Genomic DNA, 18926 nt, shown 5'->3' on the forward strand with positions numbered 1-18926 from the left:
ATGACACCGATTGTTGGACTGGGATTCGGTTTAGCTATTTTTGATACGCGTTTAATCAAGCAATCTCTAGAGGTTTTATTTACTCAAGTATTGGTCAGTTTGCTTGTATCGACTCTGTATTTCTGGATTTCTCCCTTATCTTATGCAAGTAGCGAGTTGATTGCACGAACCTCTCCAACCATTTGGGATGTTCTGATTGCTATTGCTGGTGGGATTGCAGGTGTAATTGGTTCAAGGAAAAAAGAAGCAAATAATATCGTGCCTGGAGTAGCCATTGCAACAGCTCTGATGCCACCTATCTGTACTGCAGGTTATGGTTTAGCTAATGGGAATGTACGATTTTTATTGGGGGCTCTCTATCTTTTCTTGATCAACTGTGTCTTTATCATGCTAGCCAACATTGTTGGAACAAGAATTTTGATGAGAAAATCTCCTTTAACTTCATTTAAAGAGCTGAGCATTAAAATGAGAATTGGCTTGATTTCTTTGATTGTATTGTTGATTCTTCCAGCTAGCTATTCGGCAGTTACTCTGACAATAGAACAAGCGCGCAAAGAAGGGATCAAACAGTTTGTAGGAAAAGAGTTCGCCAATTATACGGTTATTAATCAAGTCTACAAGTCAAGTAACAATGAATTGGTCTTGACGGTTGTTGGAGATCCGATTTCAGAAGAAGAATTAGAAACACTCCACCAAAAACAAGCCTCTTACGGTATTCAATCTGTTCAATTGAAAGTGAATCAAGTTCAGAACTCGCCAACATTAGATAGTGAAGCGACCAAGGAATTTTATGAAAACATTGACAAGTATATTGATCAAAAACTCTCTGAAAAAGATTCACAAAAAGATCTCGTAAAAGAAAATGAGGCAGACAAGGACTGAGGATAGTCAACTTATCTAACTCGAGGAAGCAAATCTTGGGAGGATATCCTATATCCAAAAGTTAGTGGATAGAAAGGATCGTTGATGAGTCTACTATTTGTGGTGGTTTGATCAATCACTACTAGCTTAGGTTAAATAAAGAAGCAACAACGTTTTCAGTTGTTGCTTCTTTATTTAGCTGGAATTTTTATCCCAGGTTTTATCGTTTATTTTTCAACTCGTGATTTGTTGGCGATGTCTGCAAGAATCAATTCTACAAATGTGTCTACCGGCATGGTTTCTGTTTCTTTTTGACCATAACGGCGAACGTTTACAGCCTTCTCTTCCATTTCCTTGTCACCAACGATCAATTGGTAAGGAATCTTTTGTGTTTGAGAAGCACGGATCTTGAATTGCATTTTTTCATTGCGTTCATCCACATCGGCACGAACACCACGGTCACGGAGTTTCTTAGCTACTTCCCAAGCATAGTCCACGTGTTTTTCGTTAGAAACTGGGATAAGAGTTACTTGGTGTGGGGCAAGCCATGTTGGGAAGGCACCCTTGTAGTTTTCAATCAAGATAGCTGTGAAGCGTTCCATGGTTGAGATAACCCCACGGTGAATCATAACTGGACGGTGTTCTTCACCATCAGCTCCGATGTATTTAAGGTCGAAGCGTTCTGGAAGCAAGAAGTCAAGCTGGATAGTAGAGAGGGTTTCTTCTTTTCCAAGAGCTGTCTTAACTTGGATATCCAATTTTGGTCCGTAGAAGGCTGCTTCACCTTCAGCTTCAAAGTAGTCAAGTCCCATGTCATCCATAGCTGATTTCAACATACGTTGAGCATTTTCCCACATCTCATCGTTATCAAAGTACTTGTGAGTATCTTGAGGGTCACGATATGATAAACGGAAACGATAGTCAGTCAAGTTGAAATCTTCGTAAACGTCGATAATCAATTGAAGCGTACGTTGGAACTCATCTTTGATTTGTTCAGGTGTTACGAAAGTGTGACCGTCATTAAGTGACATTTCACGTACACGTTGAAGCCCTGTAAGAGCACCAGATTTTTCATAACGGTGCATCATACCGATTTCAGCAATACGGATTGGCAATTCACGGTATGAGTGAACGTGGTGTTTAAAGACCTCGATATGGTGAGGACAGTTCATTGGACGAAGAACGAATTCTTCACCATCACCCATATCCATGGTTGGGAACATATCTTCACGGTAGTGATCCCAGTGACCAGAAGTCTTGTAAAGTTCTACTGAGGCAATTGGTGGAGTGTAGACGTGTTGGTAACCAGCGGCGATTTCCTTGTCGACGATGTAGCGTTCCAATTCACGACGGATAGTGGCACCATTTGGCAACCAGAATGGAAGTCCTTGACCAACTTCTTGAGAAATCATAAAGAGATCCAATTCTTTACCAAGTTTACGGTGGTCACGTTCCTTAGCTTCTTCACGCATTTGAAGGTAGTTCTTCAAGTCTTTCTTGTCAAACCAAGCTGTACCGTAGATCCGTTGCATCATGGCATTGTCGCTATTTCCACGCCAGTAAGCACCAGCTACGTTGAGAAGGTGGAAGATTTGGATGCGACCTGTTGATGGGACGTGTGGGCCACGGCAAAGGTCTACATATTCACCTTGACGGTAGATAGTCAAACCGCCCTCATCTTCTGAGTGTTCTTCAATCAATTCCAACTTGTATGGATCATTTTTGAAAATTTCACGCGCCTCGTCTTTAGTCACTTCTTCACGGATTGATGGGAAGTTTTCTTTAACGATTTTCTTCATTTCTTCTTCGATACGAGGAAGGTCTTCGTTAGAGATTTGACCCGCTTGGTTGTCTGTATCGTAGTAGAAACCATCTTCGATAGCTGGACCGACACCCAAGTGAATGTCTGGGAAGAGGCGACGAGCTGCTTGAGCGAACAAGTGAGCTGCTGAGTGACGCAAGATTGGAAGGGCATCTTCGTGATCAGGTGTCACGATTTCAATGCTTCCATCTTCGGTGATAGCACGAGTTGTGTCAATCAGTTTGCCGTTAAATTTACCAGCAAGAGCTTTTTTAGCTAGGGAATTACTGATAGATTGGGCAATTTCAAAAGTTGTAACGCCAGATTCGAATTCACGAACAGCGCCATCTGGGAAAGTAATGTTAATCATGGTTTTCTCCTTATATTATTAGTTATCAATTATTTTTATAGCAGAAGTGTTTCCCTATTTCAGCAGTTTTAAATCAAGAAAAACAAAAAGCGACCTCCTCGAAAGGACGTCGCAACGTGGTTCCACCTTCATTTATGTACAACAAAAACTGTTGACACCTCTGATTGGCTTTAACGTGGCCACCGTTTTATGTTTGCATAAAAGTTAGTAGAGTAGTATCAGTTTAGACTTCCTATGCGTTCTCAGCAACCACGCACTCTCTAAAAGAAAGATTCTAAGTGACTTGTCTCTATGCATTATTATAGCATGATTGTGAGATTTTTCAAGGATTTTGTGAAAGTTTTTTCCTTTTCAGTTTTTGCACTAGATTCTTAATAGCTACACCGACAGCCATACCCGCGAGGGAAAAGATTTCATAGGCTAGGAAGTAGAGAAGGATAAATTCCCCGAAAGTAATGATGGTAAAGCAAAAGAGCAAGCCAACTCCGATTAACCACCAAACTGAGAACTTGAAACGATAAGAGTAGAATAGTGATACTATGAAAGTCACCAGTGGAGAGAAGATAATAACGTTGCCGATGGTGAGCTCCTTCAAGATATAGTTTTTAGTAATAGTCCATAATAACAGCTCATAAAGTGGCCAATAAAAGAAAAATATGACCAGATAGTAGGGGAGATATTGCGAGAATTTACGCATGGTAATCACCTCTCTTTTCAAGATGTCAACTTAGATATCCTTCCTATGACTATTATAGCACTTTTGTGGTAAGAATAGTAAATCAGTTGACAAAGAACTTAGTTATTGGTAGAATAGGAAATGTCGTAAAGACAAATAACTTCTTCTTGGTTACAGGCATGCCAACCTGTCACTCGGATGAAGCCAAATAAAAAGGAGAAACATCATGGCAATCTCAAAAGAGAAAAAAAATGAAATCATCGCACAATATGCACGTCACGAAGGTGATACAGGTTCAGTAGAGGTTCAAGTTGCTGTCCTTACTTGGGAAATCAACCACCTTAACGAACACATCAAACAACACAAAAAAGACCACGCTACTTACCGTGGATTGATGAAGAAAATCGGTCGCCGTCGTAACTTGCTTGCATACTTGCGTAAAAATGACGTTAACCGTTACCGTGAGTTAATTAACTCTCTTGGACTTCGTCGCTAATCTGCTTTATTTTCCACTTACATTGCGTTGTCACCTTACCTCGATATACTTAAGTATAATCTTCGGTTACGGTTCCTAGCACTGTAAGGTAAAATAAACCAGATCTTCTCCCTTCGGGGAGATTTTTTTGTTTCACTAAAATTTTTGTACAATCTTCGGCTTGCCGCCTAGTCTATAAACGTTTTATCCAGCAAGAATCAAGCTCTCTAATTTCAGAGAGCTTTTTTGTTTTTGCCAAGTGCTAATGCCGTGTTCAATTGAGCATATCTTGAAAGTAAGTCTACTCTTGTTGAGTAGCTTTTTTATTTTTGTCATCTTACCTCGATATACTCAAGTATTATCATCGGTTACGGTTCCTAGTACTGTAAGAAAAAATAAACTAGAAAGATCTTCCTTCGGGGAGATTTTTAAGTTTCACTAAAATTTTTGTACAATCTTCGGCTTGCCGCCTAGTCTATAAACGTTTTATCCAACAAGAATCATGATGCTAAGGGCGTTAAAAATCCGTATGAAAATAGGGAAAGGACACAGTGTTCGATGAACACAAGGAGTTTCATCTTTTTCACTAGGATTTTAGCCCGAGCTCAAATGAGTTCTCTGACTTCAGAGGGCTTTTTTGCTTTTGCCAAGTGCTAAGGCCGTGTTCAATTGAGCATATCTTGAAATAAGGCTACTCGATTGGGGAGTCTTTTTTTATTTTCGTTACCTTACCTCAATATACTCAAGTATGTTCTTCGGTTAGGATTCCTAGCACTGTAAGGTAAAATAAACCAGAAAGGTCTCCCTTCGGGGAGATTTTTTAGTTTCATTAGGATTTTAGCCTGAGCTCAATCAGCTCTCTAGTTTCAACAGTCTTTTTAGTCTGTATCTTTCTAGCCTTGTTCCAGATTTGGAAATGTGGTATACTATTTATGAAAATTGTCTAAATTTTTAATTTTATTAAGGGAGGGTTTCATGCTTTCCAAATCTTCTGGAAGCCATCAAAACCTGCGGTATGTTTTTCTCCTATCTCTGTTGCTGGGAGCTTTGGGAGTTTCTCTATTTTTGGCTGTTTCTATGGGTTCAGTTCAAATTAGCTTGAGTGATACTTATCGGATTATTTTGAGTAAGATGGGGGCCCCTCTGGATATAGGAGACCTTTCGAAGTCTACACTTGCTATTGTTTGGAATATGAGATTACCACGGGTTTTTCTTGGTTTGATAGTTGGTGCAGGCCTTTCCATGTGTGGTAGCGTTATGCAGTCCACAGTCAATAATCCAATCGCAGAGCCGTATGTGTTAGGAATTTCAGCTGGGGCAACCTTTGGAGCAACTTTGAGTATTATTCTTGGATTTAAAGTTTTGATTGGTCTAGCTTCTTTCCTTGGAGCGCTTGTGGCAACAGTTGCAGTCCTTCTGATTGCTTCCATGCAAGGCAGGATGACAACTTCCAGCCTGATTTTATCAGGAACGGTCGTGAATGCACTATTTTTGGCTTTTTCAAACTTTATTATCTCTATTGGTGCCAATGCTGATAGCGTTATGACTATCAAGTTTTGGACCATGGGTTCCTTAGCGGGGACCTCCTGGGCTCACTTAACTTTGCCAACAGTAGTAGTGGGAATAGCTTTCTTATTTTTCTCTACCCAATATCGTGTTTTTAATGCCATGATGATGGGAGATGAGGCGGCTTTGACCTTGGGAATTCCCTTGCGTTTTTACTGGTATCTCTATGTGACGATTGTGGCTATAATGACAGCAATCTTGGTATCGACCTGTGGGATTATTGGTTTTGTTGGCCTTATCACACCTCATCTAGCCCGAAGTTTGGTTGGGACAAATTACAGAAGGTTATTTCCGATAGCTACTTTACTAGGTGCCCTCTTTGTCGTTTGGGCAGATGTTCTTGCTCGTGTCTTGATTCAGAATGCTGAACTTCCGATTGGTATCTTCACAGCCTTAGTAGGTGCACCTTTCTTTATCTACATGGTTGCAAGTAGACGAAGGGAGGTGAGGGTCTGATATGGACTTAATGTGTCAGGATATTCACTTTGGAATCGGAGAGAAAAAAATTCTCAAAGGAGTCTCACTTAAACTTGAGGGCAAGCAGTTTCATACCATTTTAGGACCAAATGGCAGTGGGAAGACTAGCTTGCTTAAACTCCTCTATCGACAGGAAAAGCCTGATCAGGGCTTGATTTCTCTAGATGGAAAGCCACTGGAACAATTGAGCGTCAAGGAAACGGCAAAGCAGATGGCAGTTATCACGCAGTTTAATCAACTCCAGTTTGATTGTAGGGTTGAGGAAATTGTCATGCTGGGCAGAACACCCCATCTCGCTTTCTTACAAAAGGAAAAAGAAAAAGACTTTGCCTTGGTTGAGGATGCTCTGGTCAAGGTAGATATGTTCGAAAAGAGAAATCGACTCTACTCTTCTCTGTCAGGAGGAGAGAAGCAGCGGGTTTTGTTGGCACGTGCCTTGGCACAAGAACCGACTCTCCTGCTCTTAGACGAACCGACCAATCATTTAGATATCAAGTACCAGCTAGACTTGTTAACCATTGTCAAACATCTCAATATCAATGTACTAGCAGTATTACATGATATTCAGCTAGCTTGTCGCTATTCAGACTATCTCTACCTAATGAAAGAAGGAGAGATTGTTTACCAAGGGACTCCAAAAGAGACCATCACACCCGAGTCATTGCAGGCTATCTATGACGTCCAAAGTAAGGTAACTTGGACAGAAGATCAGCAAGCTATGATTCACTATTTATAAAAAATGAAAAGGAAAACAAAACATGAAAAAATCACTTAGTATATTGCTCCTAACAGTAGCTACCTTAACTTTAGCAGCTTGTGGAAATAGTGCAACAGAAAAAGCTACCACACAATCAAGCACAGAGACAAGTCAAAAGGCTAGTACAGAAACCAGCTATCCTGTAACCATCAAAACTTATGACGCTAAAGGAAATGAAGTCGAACAAGTATTTGAAAAGGCACCTGAAAAGGTCATTACCAACAATCTTTCAATAACTGAAATCCTACTTGAACTCGGTTTGAAGGATAAAATTGCTGGCATGCTCAATCCTGATAATGCCGTAACTGGTAAATACAAGGAAGCGATTGAAGCCATCCCTCATATTGGTGATAAAAAATCAGTCTCACAAGAAACTGTTCTTTCTTATGAACCAGATGCCTTGATGGGCCGCAACATGATGTTTTCTGAAAAGTCAATGGGAACCATTAGTGCTTGGAATGAAAACAAAATCCCTGTTTATACGCAAAAAGCTTCACTTTCAAATATCCAACAGGATTTAGGAAATATCGTAGAAGATGTGAAGAATCTTGGTACCATTTTCAATGTCCAAGACAAGGCTAATCAATACGCAGAGCAATTGCAAGCTAAAATCGATGCGGTTAAAAAAGCTAACCCAGAAACACAAGGTGAAAAGAAAAAGGCTTTGATTATGGTGGCCTACAATGACGAAACCTTTGGTGCCTACAAGTCAGCCCTTCAAGAAAGTTTGCTCAACCAACTTGGTTACACAAATGTCGCAACAGGAACATCTGGTTTGACCTTGGAAAACTTAGTATCAATGGAACCAGAGTTGATTATCTATGTAACCAGCGACCGCAATCAAAAGTTGGATGAAAAAGCAGTGGATTTGATGAAGGCAAATGCTGTTTTGGAAAATGTCCCAGCAATCAAGAACCAAAAAATCATGACTATCTCTTACGATGAGTTGATGGATTACGGTCCTGCAGTGATTGATTCCCTTGAAAAAATCAATGACTTTATCAAGAAATAAGGAGTTTAACTGGGAAGGGATTCAGGTTAGGGTCAGCCTTCCTTCAACCTATGACTCTAAACAAGCCTACCCAGTTGTGCTCTTAAACGATGGGGAACTGGATTATTTATCAGACCTATCCCAATTTGTGATCTTAGTAGGTTTGATTCCAGAAAATCGTCTGGATGACTTTACACCTTGGAAAGCTAGTGCGTTGAAAGAAGGGGCCCCAGATTTTGGTGGGAAGGGAGACGACTATCATCAGAAGCTCTTTCAAGGAATTCTAACAGCTCTAAAAAAAGACTACTTGATAGATGAAAGCAGGATTGCTTATGGAGGCTATTCACTGGGGGGGCTTGCTGCTGTCTATAGTCTCTATAGTAATCATCTTCCTGCGACCTGTATCTTTTCTATCTGTGGTTCTTTCTGGTATCCAGACTTTATAGACTTTTGCAGGGAGCATGACTCGATGCAGAGCCAAAGCCTTATTTATCTGCAAAATGGTCAGACAGAAGGTTCCAATCATTCCAACCGCCTGTCTAAGGCTCCTCTTTTTGCAAGGGAACTACATGATCTGATATCAGAGAAAGTTTCCTCAACTTATTCCACTTTTGATGCTTATGGGCATCATGAAGCTCTCGATCAACGCTATCATCAGTTTTGTGATTGGCTGAGAAAAGAGTGGGAGCTCACGTAAAAATCTAATACTCTCTGTTTATAATGGATAGAGAGTATTTTTCTTGTCTTTATTTGTCTATATTTTGAAATTTTCGTGGGTTTATGTAAAATGAAAGTTTAACTGAAATGCATCAAAATGTGGTATAATGAGTAGATAGATAGAATCGAGGATATTATGTCATTTACGAAATTTAAATTTAAAAAATATATAGAAGAAGCTTTGGAGGAGTTGAAGTTTACGACTCCTACCGAGGTGCAGGATAAGTTGATTCCTATTGTCTTGGCAGGTCGTGACTTGGTTGGTGAATCAAAAACAGGTTCAGGGAAAACTCACACCTTCTTGCTTCCAATTTTCCAACAGTTAGATGAAGAGAGCGACAGTGTACAGGCAGTTATCACAGCTCCTAGTCGTGAATTGGCGACTCAGATTTACCAAGCTGCTCGCCAGATTGCAGCACATTCAGAAGTTGAAATTCGTGTTGCCAACTATGTGGGTGGGACAGACAAGGCGCGTCAGATTGAAAAACTGGCAAGCAACCAGCCCCATATTGTTATCGGAACACCTGGTCGTATCTATGATTTGGTAAAATCAGGCGATTTGGCTATCCACAAGGCTAAAACTTTTGTAGTTGATGAAGCCGACATGACCTTGGATATGGGATTCTTGGAAACAGTCGATAAGATTGCAGGAAGTCTTCCAAAAGACTTGCAGTTTATGGTCTTCTCAGCGACTATTCCGCAAAAATTGCAACCATTCTTGAAAAAATACTTGTCTAATCCAGTTATGGAAAAAATCAAGACCAAAACAGTTATCTCAGATACCATTGATAACTGGTTGATTTCGACTAAAGGTCGTGACAAGAATGCCCAGATTTATGAATTGACTCAAGTCATGCAACCATATCTAGCCATGATTTTTGTCAATACTAAGACACGTGCAGATGAATTGCATACATACTTAACAGCCCAAGGCTTAAAGGTGGCTAAGATTCATGGAGATATTGCTCCTCGTGAGCGCAAACGGATCATGAATCAGGTCAAGAACCTTGATTTTGAGTACATCGTTGCGACTGACTTGGCTGCGCGTGGGATTGACATCGAGGGGGTCAGTCACGTCATCAACGATGCCATTCCTCAAGACTTGTCCTTCTTTGTCCACCGTGTTGGACGAACTGGACGTAATGGTCTGCCTGGTACAGCCATTACCCTTTACCAGCCTAGTGACGACTCAGATATTCGTGAGTTGGAGAAACTAGGGATCAAGTTTGTGCCTAAGATGGTTAAAGACGGAGAATTCCAAGATACCTATGACCGTGATCGCCGTGCCAATCGTGAGAAGAAACAAGAAAAATTGGATATCGAAATGATTGGCTTGGTTAAAAAGAAAAAGAAAAAAGTCAAACCAGGATATAAGAAAAAAATCCAGTGGGCTGTCGATGAAAAACGTCGTAAAGCCAAGCGAGCAGAAGGTCGTGCTCGTGGACGCGCAGAACGAAAAGCTAAACGTCAAACGTTTTAAAATTGAAACAAACACCCTGAGACAAGTATTTCAGGGTGTTTTTATGATATCAAAAAGGAAAGCAGAAGTGCTTTCCTTTTTGGTATAAAATATGTGCTTTCTATGACTAGGCAATTTTCTTAATCGAAAAATTACGAAATAGAAAGAGAGATTTCAAATCCATGCATCCATTCGGATTTTACTACGATGTCGATTTTTAAAGCATCTGCTAATTGTTTGACAAGATAGAGACCCATGCCTGTTGATTTTTTCCTTGTCTCTCCTGAATCACCTGTAAATCCTTTTTCAAAGATATGAGGGAGGTCGCAAGCTTTAACTCCACACCCATTATCCCTAATAATCAGGGTTTTGCGCCCCTTGTCAATTGACATAGAAATCTTGAGTTCTGGTTTGTCAGAGCAATATTTAAGGGCGTTGGCTAATATTTGAGACAGGATAAATCCAAAACTGCGTTGATCGGTGTAGCAGATTCCTTGTATGTTTTCTAACTTAATCGTAAAATTCTTTTCTTTGAGCAAGGGATCAAAGTTCTCCAAAAGATCTTGGATACACTCTTCTAGGTCAAGGTCTTCAAATAGAAAATCATTTTTCTCACTTTTCACCCTGTAGTAGAATAGGATCTGTGATACATTTCCTTGGATTTGATTTTTCACATAGTCCAATTTAAAAGCAGTATCCTCAGGTAGTTGGTCACTTTGATTGTCTAAAAGGAGGGAAAGAAGAGATAAAGGAAGTTTAATCTCATGCGCCCATTTTTCAACATAGTCCTCGTACTCGGCTAGTAATAAGTTGAGTTTTCCTATTTGAACCTGCTTTTGATAAAGTGTATCTGCTATTTTTTCAATGCTTTCTTTCTCTGAGGCACTTGATAAATTCAATAATTCAAGCTCAGTATCGATTTTAGGATTGGCTATGAAGGATTTATAAGCAGCGGATTTTTTTCTTTCTTTTCTTATAAGTAAGAATGATAGGATGAAAAAAAGCAGGACGGTGGCTAAAATATAGAGAAGGACGAGAGCTTGAAACATTCTCACATCTGAAAGCCAAAGTAGGATAGCTGTAAATAGATCAAATGCTAAGAGAACAAGTAACCAAGGCAGATAACTAGCTAGATATTTTAGATTATGTTTCATCTGGACTTACCTCTTCTAGCTTGTAACCAATACCTCTGACGGACTTGACTTGAAGAGCAATGCCAGCCTGTTTCATCACCTTTTTCAGCCTTGCAATGTTTACTTGTAGGGCATTTTCATCGATGAACTCAGTTGTATTCCACAGTTTCATACTTAGTTCTTCTTTTGTGACGACTGAATCAGTTGCCACTAATAAGGTTTCTAACAATTTCCCTTGATTTTGAGGGAGTAAAATCGAATGTCCGTTGATATAAAGAGTATAGGTATTTCTATCCAGCAGGAAATTATCTTTTTCAAGCAAATTTTGTCTACCTTCATAGCGTTTCAAGATGTTTTCTATACGAGCCAAGAATCTTTCTTTCTTGAATGGTTTTGTTAAGTACTCGTCAGCCCCTAATTTTAGGGCGTAAATCTCATCTTTTAGTTGTTCACGGGAGGTGAGAACCAATATGGGCACAGAGCGTTTGGACTTGAGATTTTTACAAATTTGAAAACCTGTTTCTCCTGGCAAATTCAAATCCAGTACGATTAAATCCGTATCGTATTGCAATACTTGCTGGCTTGTATCTTTGAAGTCAGTCAACTTATCAACTTGATAACCCGCTTTCTCTAACAAAATGACAATTTCATCTCGAATCAAGGCTTCATCTTCAATAACCAGAATATGCTTCATATCGGCTCCTCCTTTTCCTATTTTATTCTACCTTATTCTACCTTATTCATCTCTTTTGGGTTCCATTAATGACAACAAGTACTTGTTGCTATTTTTCTTTACAATTCTTATATAGATGACTTCAAATCCAGCTAACAGCAGTATTATCAGCATGGCTATGATAAATTTCTGCCCCATGGCCATTCTTGCACTGGATGGTACTATTCCTGTGAGGAGGGAGCTCACTCCGAAGCTACTACTGATAAGTGCAAGAGCTATTGGTAGACCAAAATACCAATTGATTTGCTTTTCTGAAGATTTACAAAGAGTTTCGTAGTTTGCTCCGAGATGGATTAAGGTCTGGTATCGCCTGTAGGATTGTCTTTGTCCCATCAAAAACTGAACGCCGATAATTGTATTTGCGACAACAAGGAAGATGATAGCCAGATAGATGGTGATATAGCTGGCAGAGATAATGTAAAATAATTGTCTTCCCATATTTTGCATATAACTTTCATAGCCAAGAGGGCTTTGATTCAGCTTTTTATTGGTATCTGAGATAGCTTTCACCAGGCCTTTTTCCTTGACCAGCTCAGGAGCCAAGATACCACTAACATAATTTGAATACCGACCATCTGTATAGCTCATAAAGGTCTCATCTGGGACTATGAGGGCTACAGAAATGTTTATTTCACGATCCGTTACAATCGGTAAAGACTGAACCTCTCCAATCAATTTTACATCATTTCCCATGACTTTGATTTGAGGATTTGTTTTCAGAACAGAGTTAACTAGATTCTCATCCGGGAGAAAATCTCTTCCCATATACAAGTAGGCTTCCTTGTTTGTTAATTCTAGAGGAGGGAGACTGGCAGCCTTTCTAAGCTCATTGTATTCAGAGAGTGGCAAAAGGTGGCAACTTATATACTTCTGGAAATTATGGACTAAGACTTCCTTGTTTTTACTTTCTTTTTGCTCTTTCAATACCTTGATGAACTGTTCAAAGGACACGGACTCGTGTTCTTTCGGTTTGCCCACTTTGATTTGTAGAATCTTTGAAAACTGTGATGCCAGTCCAGCAGCTTCAAGCTCTTTTTTAACTGTATTCATATCAAGATTTTCATCTGTTTCCTGCTTGCTATCACTAAATGTATAATCCAAAACGTGGGTTTGATTGCCTGAATTGCCACTTGCAATGGCAACACCTGCTCCAAAGAGGGACAAGGCAGAGAAGATTAAGAGGGAGCAGATAGCCAGTATAGTTGAGCGCTGGATAACTAATTCCTGAATCTGTCTAAAATTATAGGTGTGGAGTTTTCGATTGCTTCCAAGCTTGACCAAAAAGTCTATAAACAAACGCATACCAAAGAAGAGTAGTATAGTTCCTAGAGTCCCCAAGAGAACAGTGATGCCCATTGTTATGACATTTTCCCAAGCTCGTCCACTCATCCCCAAGTAATAGGCTGTTCCTAGAAGCAAAATTCCGAGGACAGAAGCAAGAAGGTACACACCCTTGGGGAGTAGTTTCTTCATGCCAGAAGGAGAATAGGATAGCAGATCTCCGATTTCCTTATTGGCTGTTTTTGCACTTAAAAGAATAAAGACAGCAAATTTTACAGCTAGGAAACCGATGATTGTATAGAATAGAGCTGTAGTAGATAGAGAAAATTGATGTTCAATAATCCCTAGCCCAACAATTTTAGCGGTTATTAGGCTAATCAGTTCTGAAATCAAGATTGAAATTGGAAGGCCTATTCCAAGAGCAAGGATACTGTTTCTCAAATCCTCGAGTAGGAGCAGCAAGAACAGTTTGCTTCTTCGCATCCCTAGCGTTAGATAGACACCAAATTCATGTTTTCTCCTTTCCATCTGCATACTGCTTGCGAAGTAGACTAGAAAAAAGAGAATAAAGAGAGTTGCTACATAAAGAATGGGAATCATGCTAAAGAGTTTATTTATAGCGTCACTCTCTATTTGTTTGAGAAAAATCATCACATCTTGATGGGACAAAGAAAGGATGATGTAAAAGGAGATAATAGAAAGAACCATGGAACTGAAATACAAGCCATTATTCTTTCGATCCCTCTTGCTATTTCTTGAGACTAATTTAGAAAACATTGCCATCACCTCCAGCCAGTGCAGACATGACCTTTAGTATTCTGTGGTAAAAATCTTCTTGACTTTCTCTTGGATAATCGCGTCGAATTTCATGGAATAGTTTTCCGTCTTGGATAAACAAGATGCGGTTGCAAAAGCTGGCAGCGACTGAATCGTGGGTCACCATGAGAATGGTGGTTTCTTCCACTTGATTCATTTCGGATAATTTTTGCATCAAAATGGTCGCATTTTTTGAATCCAAAGCTCCTGTGGGCTCATCTGCAAATACAATCTTAGGGTCTAAAATCAAGGCACGCGCAGCAGCTACCCTTTGCCGTTGACCACCTGATAATTGAGATGGGAACTTATCCAGAAGTTCAGAAATATCTAGATATTGGGAAAGCAATTCTAACCGAACCTTGCTTTCGTTGGCATCGACCTTGTGCAAAGACAAGGGGAGTAAAATATTTTCTTTGGCTGTCAGATTGTCCAAAAGCTCAAAATTTTGAAAGAGGTAACCAATTTCCTTGCCACGATAATCAGCTAACTGACTACCTTTTAACTGACCTAAATCTTTTTCTTGCATTTGAATGGAGCCGTCAGTTGGTTTGATGATAGTAGCGAGACAGTTAAGAAGGGTTGTTTTCCCAGAACCACTGCTCCCCATAATCCCTAAGAACTCACCTTTGACAACTTGAAAAGATATACCGTTCAAGGCTTTGGTGATATTCGGCTCTTTTCCATAATGCTTTTTTAATGATTCTACTCGTAAAATTGTTTCCATGTGAAACACCTCCATCTTTTGTTACTTTCATTATAATATGAATCAGAGTAGAATAACACTTACGGATGATGTAAGAAATCTTTATCATTAGGTTATTGGAGCTATACTTACTATATTATAGCATGGTTTCAAGGATTTAAAAAGAGGAGTTGAGAGTCGAGAAATTTTCCTAATATTGAAATTATAAAAAATAATACCACTGTAGTCCATGCTCCAGCAGTATTATTTATTATTTTATAGGAAACTTTACTCCCACTCAACGGTTGCAGGTGGTTTACTTGTGATATCGTAGACGATACGGTTAACGTGGTCAACTTCGTTTACGATACGTACAGAGATTTTTTGGAGAACTTCCCAAGGAATCTTGGCGAAGTCAGCTGTCATACCATCGATAGAAGTGATAGCGCGGATAGCGATTGTGTAGTCATAAGTACGACCGTCACCCATAACACCTACTGAACGAACGCCAGTATTAACAGTGAAGTATTGCCAGATATCGCGGTCAAGGCCAGCTTTAGCGATTTCTTCACGCAGGATAGCATCTGACTCACGAACAGTTTCAAGTTTTTCTTCAGTGATTTCACCCATGACACGGATAGCAAGACCCGGTCCTGGGAATGGTTGGCGCCATACGATGTGGTCTGGCATGCCAAGTTCAGTACCGAGGGCACGAACTTCATCCTTGTAAAGAGTATTTAAAGGCTCGATGAGTTCAAACTGCATATCTTCAGGAAGTCCACCCACGTTGTGGTGAGACTTGATAGTTTGAGCAGTATCAGTACCAGACTCAATCACGTCAGTATAAAGAGTTCCTTGAGCAAGGAATTTCACGTCTGTTAGTTTGCTTGCCTCATCGTCAAAGACATAGACAAATTCGTTACCGATAATCTTCCGTTTTTGTTCAGGATCAGATACACCAGCCAATTTATCAAGGAAACGTTTAGCAGCATCTGCTTTGACAATGTTCAAACCAAACTTACCACCAAGCATATCCATAACTTGGTCAGCTTCACCTTTACGGAGAAGACCGTGGTCTACAAAGATACAGATCAATTGATCCCCGATGGCTTTTTGGAGAAGAACCCCAACAACAGAAGAGTCAACACCACCAGAAAGTCCGAGGAGAACACGTTTGTCTCCAACTTTCTCACGGATTTGTTTGATTTGCATCTCGATGAAGTTATCCATTGTCCAGTCACCTTTGGCACCACAGATGTTCAAGGCAAAGTTACGGAGGATATCATAGCCGTGTACTGAGTGGCGAACTTCAGGGTGGAATTGGATACCATAGATTTTCTTGTCTGGATTTTCAATAGATGCGTAAGGACAGTCAGCAGAAGTTCCAGTACGGACAAAATCAGCAGGAATTTCTGTAACAGCATCCCCATGGCTCATCAAGACAAGTTGCTCATCTGGAGTACCCGCAAAAAGAGCTGATTCTGTGTGAGTCAATGTTGATTGACCGTATTCACGGTTACCAGCATCGCCTGCAGGAACAACCTTACCACCAAGCTTGTGAGTTAATAGCTGCATACCGTAGCAGATTCCTAAAATTGGAATTCCAAGTTCAAAAATCTCTGGATCAATATCAAATGATCCTTCTTCGTAAACAGAGTTTGGACCACCTGAAAGTACAATCCCGATAGGATTGATAGCGCGGACTTCGTCAGCCGAAATCTTGTGACTTTTTAGTTCTGAAAAGACACCAATCTCACGGATACGACGTGAGATAAGTTGGTTATACTGGCTACCATAGTCCAGTACGATGATCTTTTCGACATCTTGCAAATCAGTTGAAATGTTGGTCATCTTTTCCCTTTCTTAAAAGAAATATCTTCTTGAATATTCTATCATAAATGCCCCAGAATTACCAACCAAACAAGTACAGTTTGACTTTTCCCCATGATATAGGGTACAATGGAAAAAATAAAGAAAAGAAGTGAGCAAGCATGTTACCAGCTTATATGAAAATTCACGACCAAATCAAAAAAGGTATTGATGAGGGAAATTGGAAAATTGGAGAGAGACTCCCAAGCGAGAGAGACTTAGCTGAGGAATTTGAGGTTAGCCGTATGACCCTTCGTCAAGCCATCTCCCTTTTGGTCGAGGAAGGAGTTTTGGAGCGTCGTGTGGGTAGCGGGACCTTTGTTTCTAGTACTCGTGTTCAGGAAAAAATGCGTGGAACGACCAGTTTTACGGAAATTGTGAAGGCTCAGGGGAAAACACCATCGAGTCATCTGATTTCCTATCGTCGGACTATTCCTAATGAGCAAGAAGTTGAAAAATTAGGGATCAAGGCCACTGAAAATATTATTCGGATGGAACGTGTTCGTTATGCAGATCAAGTTCCGGTAGTCTACGAGGTGGCTTCTATTCCTGAGAAATTTATCAAAAATTTCAAGAAAGAAGAAGTAACCAAGCACTTCTTTCAAACCTTACAGAAACATGGTTATCGGATTGGGAAATCTCACCAGACTATTTATGCTCGCTTAGCCAAGGAAAAAATTGCTCATTATCTGGAAGTAGAAAAGGGGCATGCTATTTTAGGGCTTACTCAGGTTTCTTACTTTGATGATGGTACAGCTTTTGAGTATGTAAAGAGCCAATACGTCGGAGAACGTTTTGAGTTTTATCTAGAAAATAATTAGTTTTTAAGAAATCTCTTGAAGTTGGAAATCCTATCCACTTTAAGAGTTTTTATTTGGTTAAGATTAGAAAACAGTTTCCGATTAAGAAAAATAGTAATCATACGAGTATTTTTGAAAGATTCGTGTTATAATAGTTAGGTTATATGGTCCCGATAAGGTGGTAGTGAACGTCGTTTATCGATTCTCTACCAGTACTTTGTAACTCTATAACGAATATTTTTTAAGGGGGGACATTTTTATGTCAGAACGTAAATTATTCACGTCTGAATCTGTATCTGAGGGGCATCCAGATAAGATTGCAGACCAAATTTCAGATGCTATCTTGGATGCTATTTTAGAGCAAGATCCAGAAGCCCACGTTGCTGCTGAGACAGCTGTTTATACTGGTTCAGTTCATGTTTTTGGTGAAATTTCAACCAATGCCTATGTAGATATTAACCGTGTGGTACGTGATACGATTGCAGAGATTGGCTATACCAATACAGAGTATGGTTTTTCTGCTGAGACAGTAGGAGTTCATCCATCATTGGTAGAGCAATCTCCTGATATCGCCCAAGGTGTTAATGAAGCCTTGGAAGTTCGTGGAAATACAGATCAAGATCCACTTGATTTGATTGGAGCTGGAGACCAAGGTCTCATGTTTGGTTTTGCGGTTAATGAAACTGAAGAACTCATGCCATTGCCAATCTCACTCAGCCACAAGTTGGTTCGTCGTTTGGCAGAACTTCGTAAGTCTGGTGAAATTAGCTATCTTCGTCCAGATGCTAAATCACAAGTTACTGTTGAATACGATGAAAATGACCAGCCAGTGCGCGTGGATACAGTTGTTATTTCAACTCAACATGATCCAGAAGTTAGCAATGAACAAATTCATGAAGATGTGATTAACAAGGTTATCAAGGAAGTGATTCCAGCTTCTTATCTTGACGACGAAACTAAATTCTTCATCAATCCAACCGGTCGTTTCGTTATCGGAGGACCTCAAGGAGACTCAGGTTTGACTGGTCGTAAGATCATCGTGGATACTTATGGTGGTTACTCACGCCACGGTGGTGGTGCCTTCTCTGGTAAGGATGCGACTAAGGTTGACCGTTCAGCTTCTTATGCAGCTCGCTACATCGCCAAAAACATCGTTGCAGCAGGACTTGCTAAGAAAGCAGAAGTGCAATTGGCTTACGCAATTGGTGTAGCCCAACCTGTATCTGTTCGTATCGATACCTTCGGTACTGGAACAGTAGCTGAAAGCAAGCTTGAAAAAGCAGCGCGTCGAATCTTTGACCTTCGTCCAGCAGGAATCATCCAAATGCTGGATCTCAAACGTCCAATTTACCGTCAAACAGCGGCTTATGGACACATGGGACGTACAGATATCGATCTTCCATGGGAACGCTTGGATAAGGTTGATGCCTTGAAAGAAGCAGTTAAATAAACTAAAAAGGAG

16 protein-coding genes and 1 pseudogene are annotated in these 18926 nt (G+C 40.1%); 9 read left to right on the forward strand and 8 right to left on the reverse strand.

The annotated features are described in order from the left end of the window. The coding region (locus tag ADH81_RS09845; RefSeq protein ID WP_049528746.1) for a DUF389 domain-containing protein at positions 1-882 on the forward strand (882 nt) is incomplete at its 5' end. Positions 883-1088: 206 nt separating this feature from the next. Here the strand turns inward: ADH81_RS09845 and thrS are convergent. The 3 genes and pseudogenes from thrS to ADH81_RS09855 form a co-directional block, all read right to left on the reverse strand. Then, on the reverse strand, positions 1089-3032 hold the full coding sequence (thrS, locus tag ADH81_RS09850; protein WP_049528748.1) for a threonine--tRNA ligase: 1944 nt from the start codon (positions 3030-3032) through the stop codon (positions 1089-1091). Positions 3033-3105: 73 nt separating this feature from the next. Continuing rightward, positions 3106-3233 (reverse strand): annotated as a pseudogene (locus tag ADH81_RS11645) (AAA family ATPase); the annotation flags it as partial. A 121-nt stretch (positions 3234-3354) separates the two neighbouring features. After that, a complete protein-coding gene (locus tag ADH81_RS09855; protein WP_049528751.1) occupies positions 3355-3729 on the reverse strand; it encodes a hypothetical protein in 375 nt (124 codons plus the stop codon). Positions 3730-3934: 205 nt separating this feature from the next. Here ADH81_RS09855 and rpsO point away from each other — a divergent pair, with 205 nt between their 5' ends. The 6 genes from rpsO (at position 3935) to ADH81_RS09885 (ending at position 10171) form a co-directional block, all read left to right on the forward strand. Continuing rightward, positions 3935-4204 carry a 30S ribosomal protein S15 gene (gene rpsO / locus ADH81_RS09860; protein WP_001018251.1) on the forward strand — a complete coding sequence of 90 codons (270 nt, stop codon included), beginning with the start codon at positions 3935-3937 and terminating at the stop codon, positions 4202-4204. A gap of 954 nt (positions 4205-5158) precedes the next feature. Next, the gene (locus ADH81_RS09865) at positions 5159-6205 is read left to right on the forward strand and encodes a FecCD family ABC transporter permease (protein ID WP_049528754.1); all 1047 of its coding nucleotides are present in this window, start codon (positions 5159-5161) and stop codon (positions 6203-6205) included. 1 nt (position 6206) lies between these two features. Next, the gene (locus ADH81_RS09870; protein ID WP_049528757.1) at positions 6207-6962 is read left to right on the forward strand and encodes an ABC transporter ATP-binding protein; all 756 of its coding nucleotides are present in this window, start codon (positions 6207-6209) and stop codon (positions 6960-6962) included. 22 nt (positions 6963-6984) lie between these two features. Next, positions 6985-7995 carry an ABC transporter substrate-binding protein gene (locus ADH81_RS09875; protein WP_049528760.1) on the forward strand — a complete coding sequence of 337 codons (1011 nt, stop codon included), beginning with the start codon at positions 6985-6987 and terminating at the stop codon, positions 7993-7995. Further along, positions 7976-8671: an alpha/beta hydrolase gene (locus tag ADH81_RS09880; protein ID WP_049528763.1), complete on the forward strand. Its 696-nt coding sequence runs from the start codon at positions 7976-7978 to the stop codon at positions 8669-8671. The genes ADH81_RS09875 and ADH81_RS09880 overlap by 20 nt, the downstream gene beginning before the upstream one ends. 156 nt (positions 8672-8827) lie before the next feature. Then, positions 8828-10171 carry a DEAD/DEAH box helicase gene (locus ADH81_RS09885; protein WP_049528766.1) on the forward strand — a complete coding sequence of 448 codons (1344 nt, stop codon included), beginning with the start codon at positions 8828-8830 and terminating at the stop codon, positions 10169-10171. A 131-nt stretch (positions 10172-10302) separates the two neighbouring features. Here ADH81_RS09885 and ADH81_RS09890 read toward each other — a convergent pair whose 3' ends face one another. The 5 genes from ADH81_RS09890 to guaA form a co-directional block, all read right to left on the reverse strand. Beyond that, on the reverse strand, positions 10303-11304 hold the full coding sequence (locus ADH81_RS09890) for a sensor histidine kinase (RefSeq protein ID WP_049528768.1): 1002 nt from the start codon (positions 11302-11304) through the stop codon (positions 10303-10305). Then, positions 11294-11977: a response regulator transcription factor gene (locus tag ADH81_RS09895; protein ID WP_049528771.1), complete on the reverse strand. Its 684-nt coding sequence runs from the start codon at positions 11975-11977 to the stop codon at positions 11294-11296. Before ADH81_RS09895 ends, ADH81_RS09890 begins: the two co-directional genes overlap by 11 nt. 42 nt (positions 11978-12019) lie before the next feature. After that, the gene (locus ADH81_RS09900; protein ID WP_049528773.1) at positions 12020-14074 is read right to left on the reverse strand and encodes an FtsX-like permease family protein; all 2055 of its coding nucleotides are present in this window, start codon (positions 14072-14074) and stop codon (positions 12020-12022) included. After that, positions 14064-14837 carry an ABC transporter ATP-binding protein gene (locus tag ADH81_RS09905; protein WP_004251193.1) on the reverse strand — a complete coding sequence of 258 codons (774 nt, stop codon included), beginning with the start codon at positions 14835-14837 and terminating at the stop codon, positions 14064-14066. Before ADH81_RS09905 ends, ADH81_RS09900 begins: the two co-directional genes overlap by 11 nt. A gap of 246 nt (positions 14838-15083) precedes the next feature. After that, positions 15084-16646, reverse strand: a complete 1563-nt coding sequence (guaA, locus tag ADH81_RS09910) for a glutamine-hydrolyzing GMP synthase (RefSeq protein WP_000182005.1) — start codon at positions 16644-16646, stop codon at positions 15084-15086. 140 nt (positions 16647-16786) lie between these two features. Here guaA and ADH81_RS09915 point away from each other — a divergent pair, with 140 nt between their 5' ends. After that, the gene (locus tag ADH81_RS09915; RefSeq protein ID WP_045762883.1) at positions 16787-17485 is read left to right on the forward strand and encodes a GntR family transcriptional regulator; all 699 of its coding nucleotides are present in this window, start codon (positions 16787-16789) and stop codon (positions 17483-17485) included. Between the two features lie 238 nt (positions 17486-17723). Continuing rightward, positions 17724-18914 (forward strand): methionine adenosyltransferase, encoded by a 1191-nt coding sequence (gene metK / locus ADH81_RS09920; protein ID WP_049528778.1) that lies wholly within the window; start codon positions 17724-17726, stop codon positions 18912-18914. Positions 18915-18926 lie beyond the last annotated feature (12 nt).

This window comes from Streptococcus pseudopneumoniae (genome assembly GCF_001072925.1).
Lineage (GTDB): Bacteria > Bacillota > Bacilli > Lactobacillales > Streptococcaceae > Streptococcus > Streptococcus pseudopneumoniae_Q.

Coding starts and splice junctions, on each gene's coding strand:
- thrS (WP_049528748.1), bottom strand. CDS start 3,032: ATGATTAACATTACTTTCCCAGATGGCGCTGTTCGTGAATTCGAATCT.
- ADH81_RS09855 (WP_049528751.1), bottom strand. CDS start 3,729: ATGCGTAAATTCTCGCAATATCTCCCCTACTATCTGGTCATATTTTTC.
- rpsO (WP_001018251.1), top strand. CDS start 3,935: ATGGCAATCTCAAAAGAGAAAAAAAATGAAATCATCGCACAATATGCA.
- ADH81_RS09865 (WP_049528754.1), top strand. CDS start 5,159: ATGCTTTCCAAATCTTCTGGAAGCCATCAAAACCTGCGGTATGTTTTT.
- ADH81_RS09870 (WP_049528757.1), top strand. CDS start 6,207: ATGGACTTAATGTGTCAGGATATTCACTTTGGAATCGGAGAGAAAAAA.
- ADH81_RS09875 (WP_049528760.1), top strand. CDS start 6,985: ATGAAAAAATCACTTAGTATATTGCTCCTAACAGTAGCTACCTTAACT.
- ADH81_RS09880 (WP_049528763.1), top strand. CDS start 7,976: ATGACTTTATCAAGAAATAAGGAGTTTAACTGGGAAGGGATTCAGGTT.
- ADH81_RS09885 (WP_049528766.1), top strand. CDS start 8,828: ATGTCATTTACGAAATTTAAATTTAAAAAATATATAGAAGAAGCTTTG.
- ADH81_RS09890 (WP_049528768.1), bottom strand. CDS start 11,304: ATGAAACATAATCTAAAATATCTAGCTAGTTATCTGCCTTGGTTACTT.
- ADH81_RS09895 (WP_049528771.1), bottom strand. CDS start 11,977: ATGAAGCATATTCTGGTTATTGAAGATGAAGCCTTGATTCGAGATGAA.
- ADH81_RS09900 (WP_049528773.1), bottom strand. CDS start 14,074: ATGTTTTCTAAATTAGTCTCAAGAAATAGCAAGAGGGATCGAAAGAAT.
- ADH81_RS09905 (WP_004251193.1), bottom strand. CDS start 14,837: ATGGAAACAATTTTACGAGTAGAATCATTAAAAAAGCATTATGGAAAA.
- guaA (WP_000182005.1), bottom strand. CDS start 16,646: ATGACCAACATTTCAACTGATTTGCAAGATGTCGAAAAGATCATCGTA.
- ADH81_RS09915 (WP_045762883.1), top strand. CDS start 16,787: ATGTTACCAGCTTATATGAAAATTCACGACCAAATCAAAAAAGGTATT.
- metK (WP_049528778.1), top strand. CDS start 17,724: ATGTCAGAACGTAAATTATTCACGTCTGAATCTGTATCTGAGGGGCAT.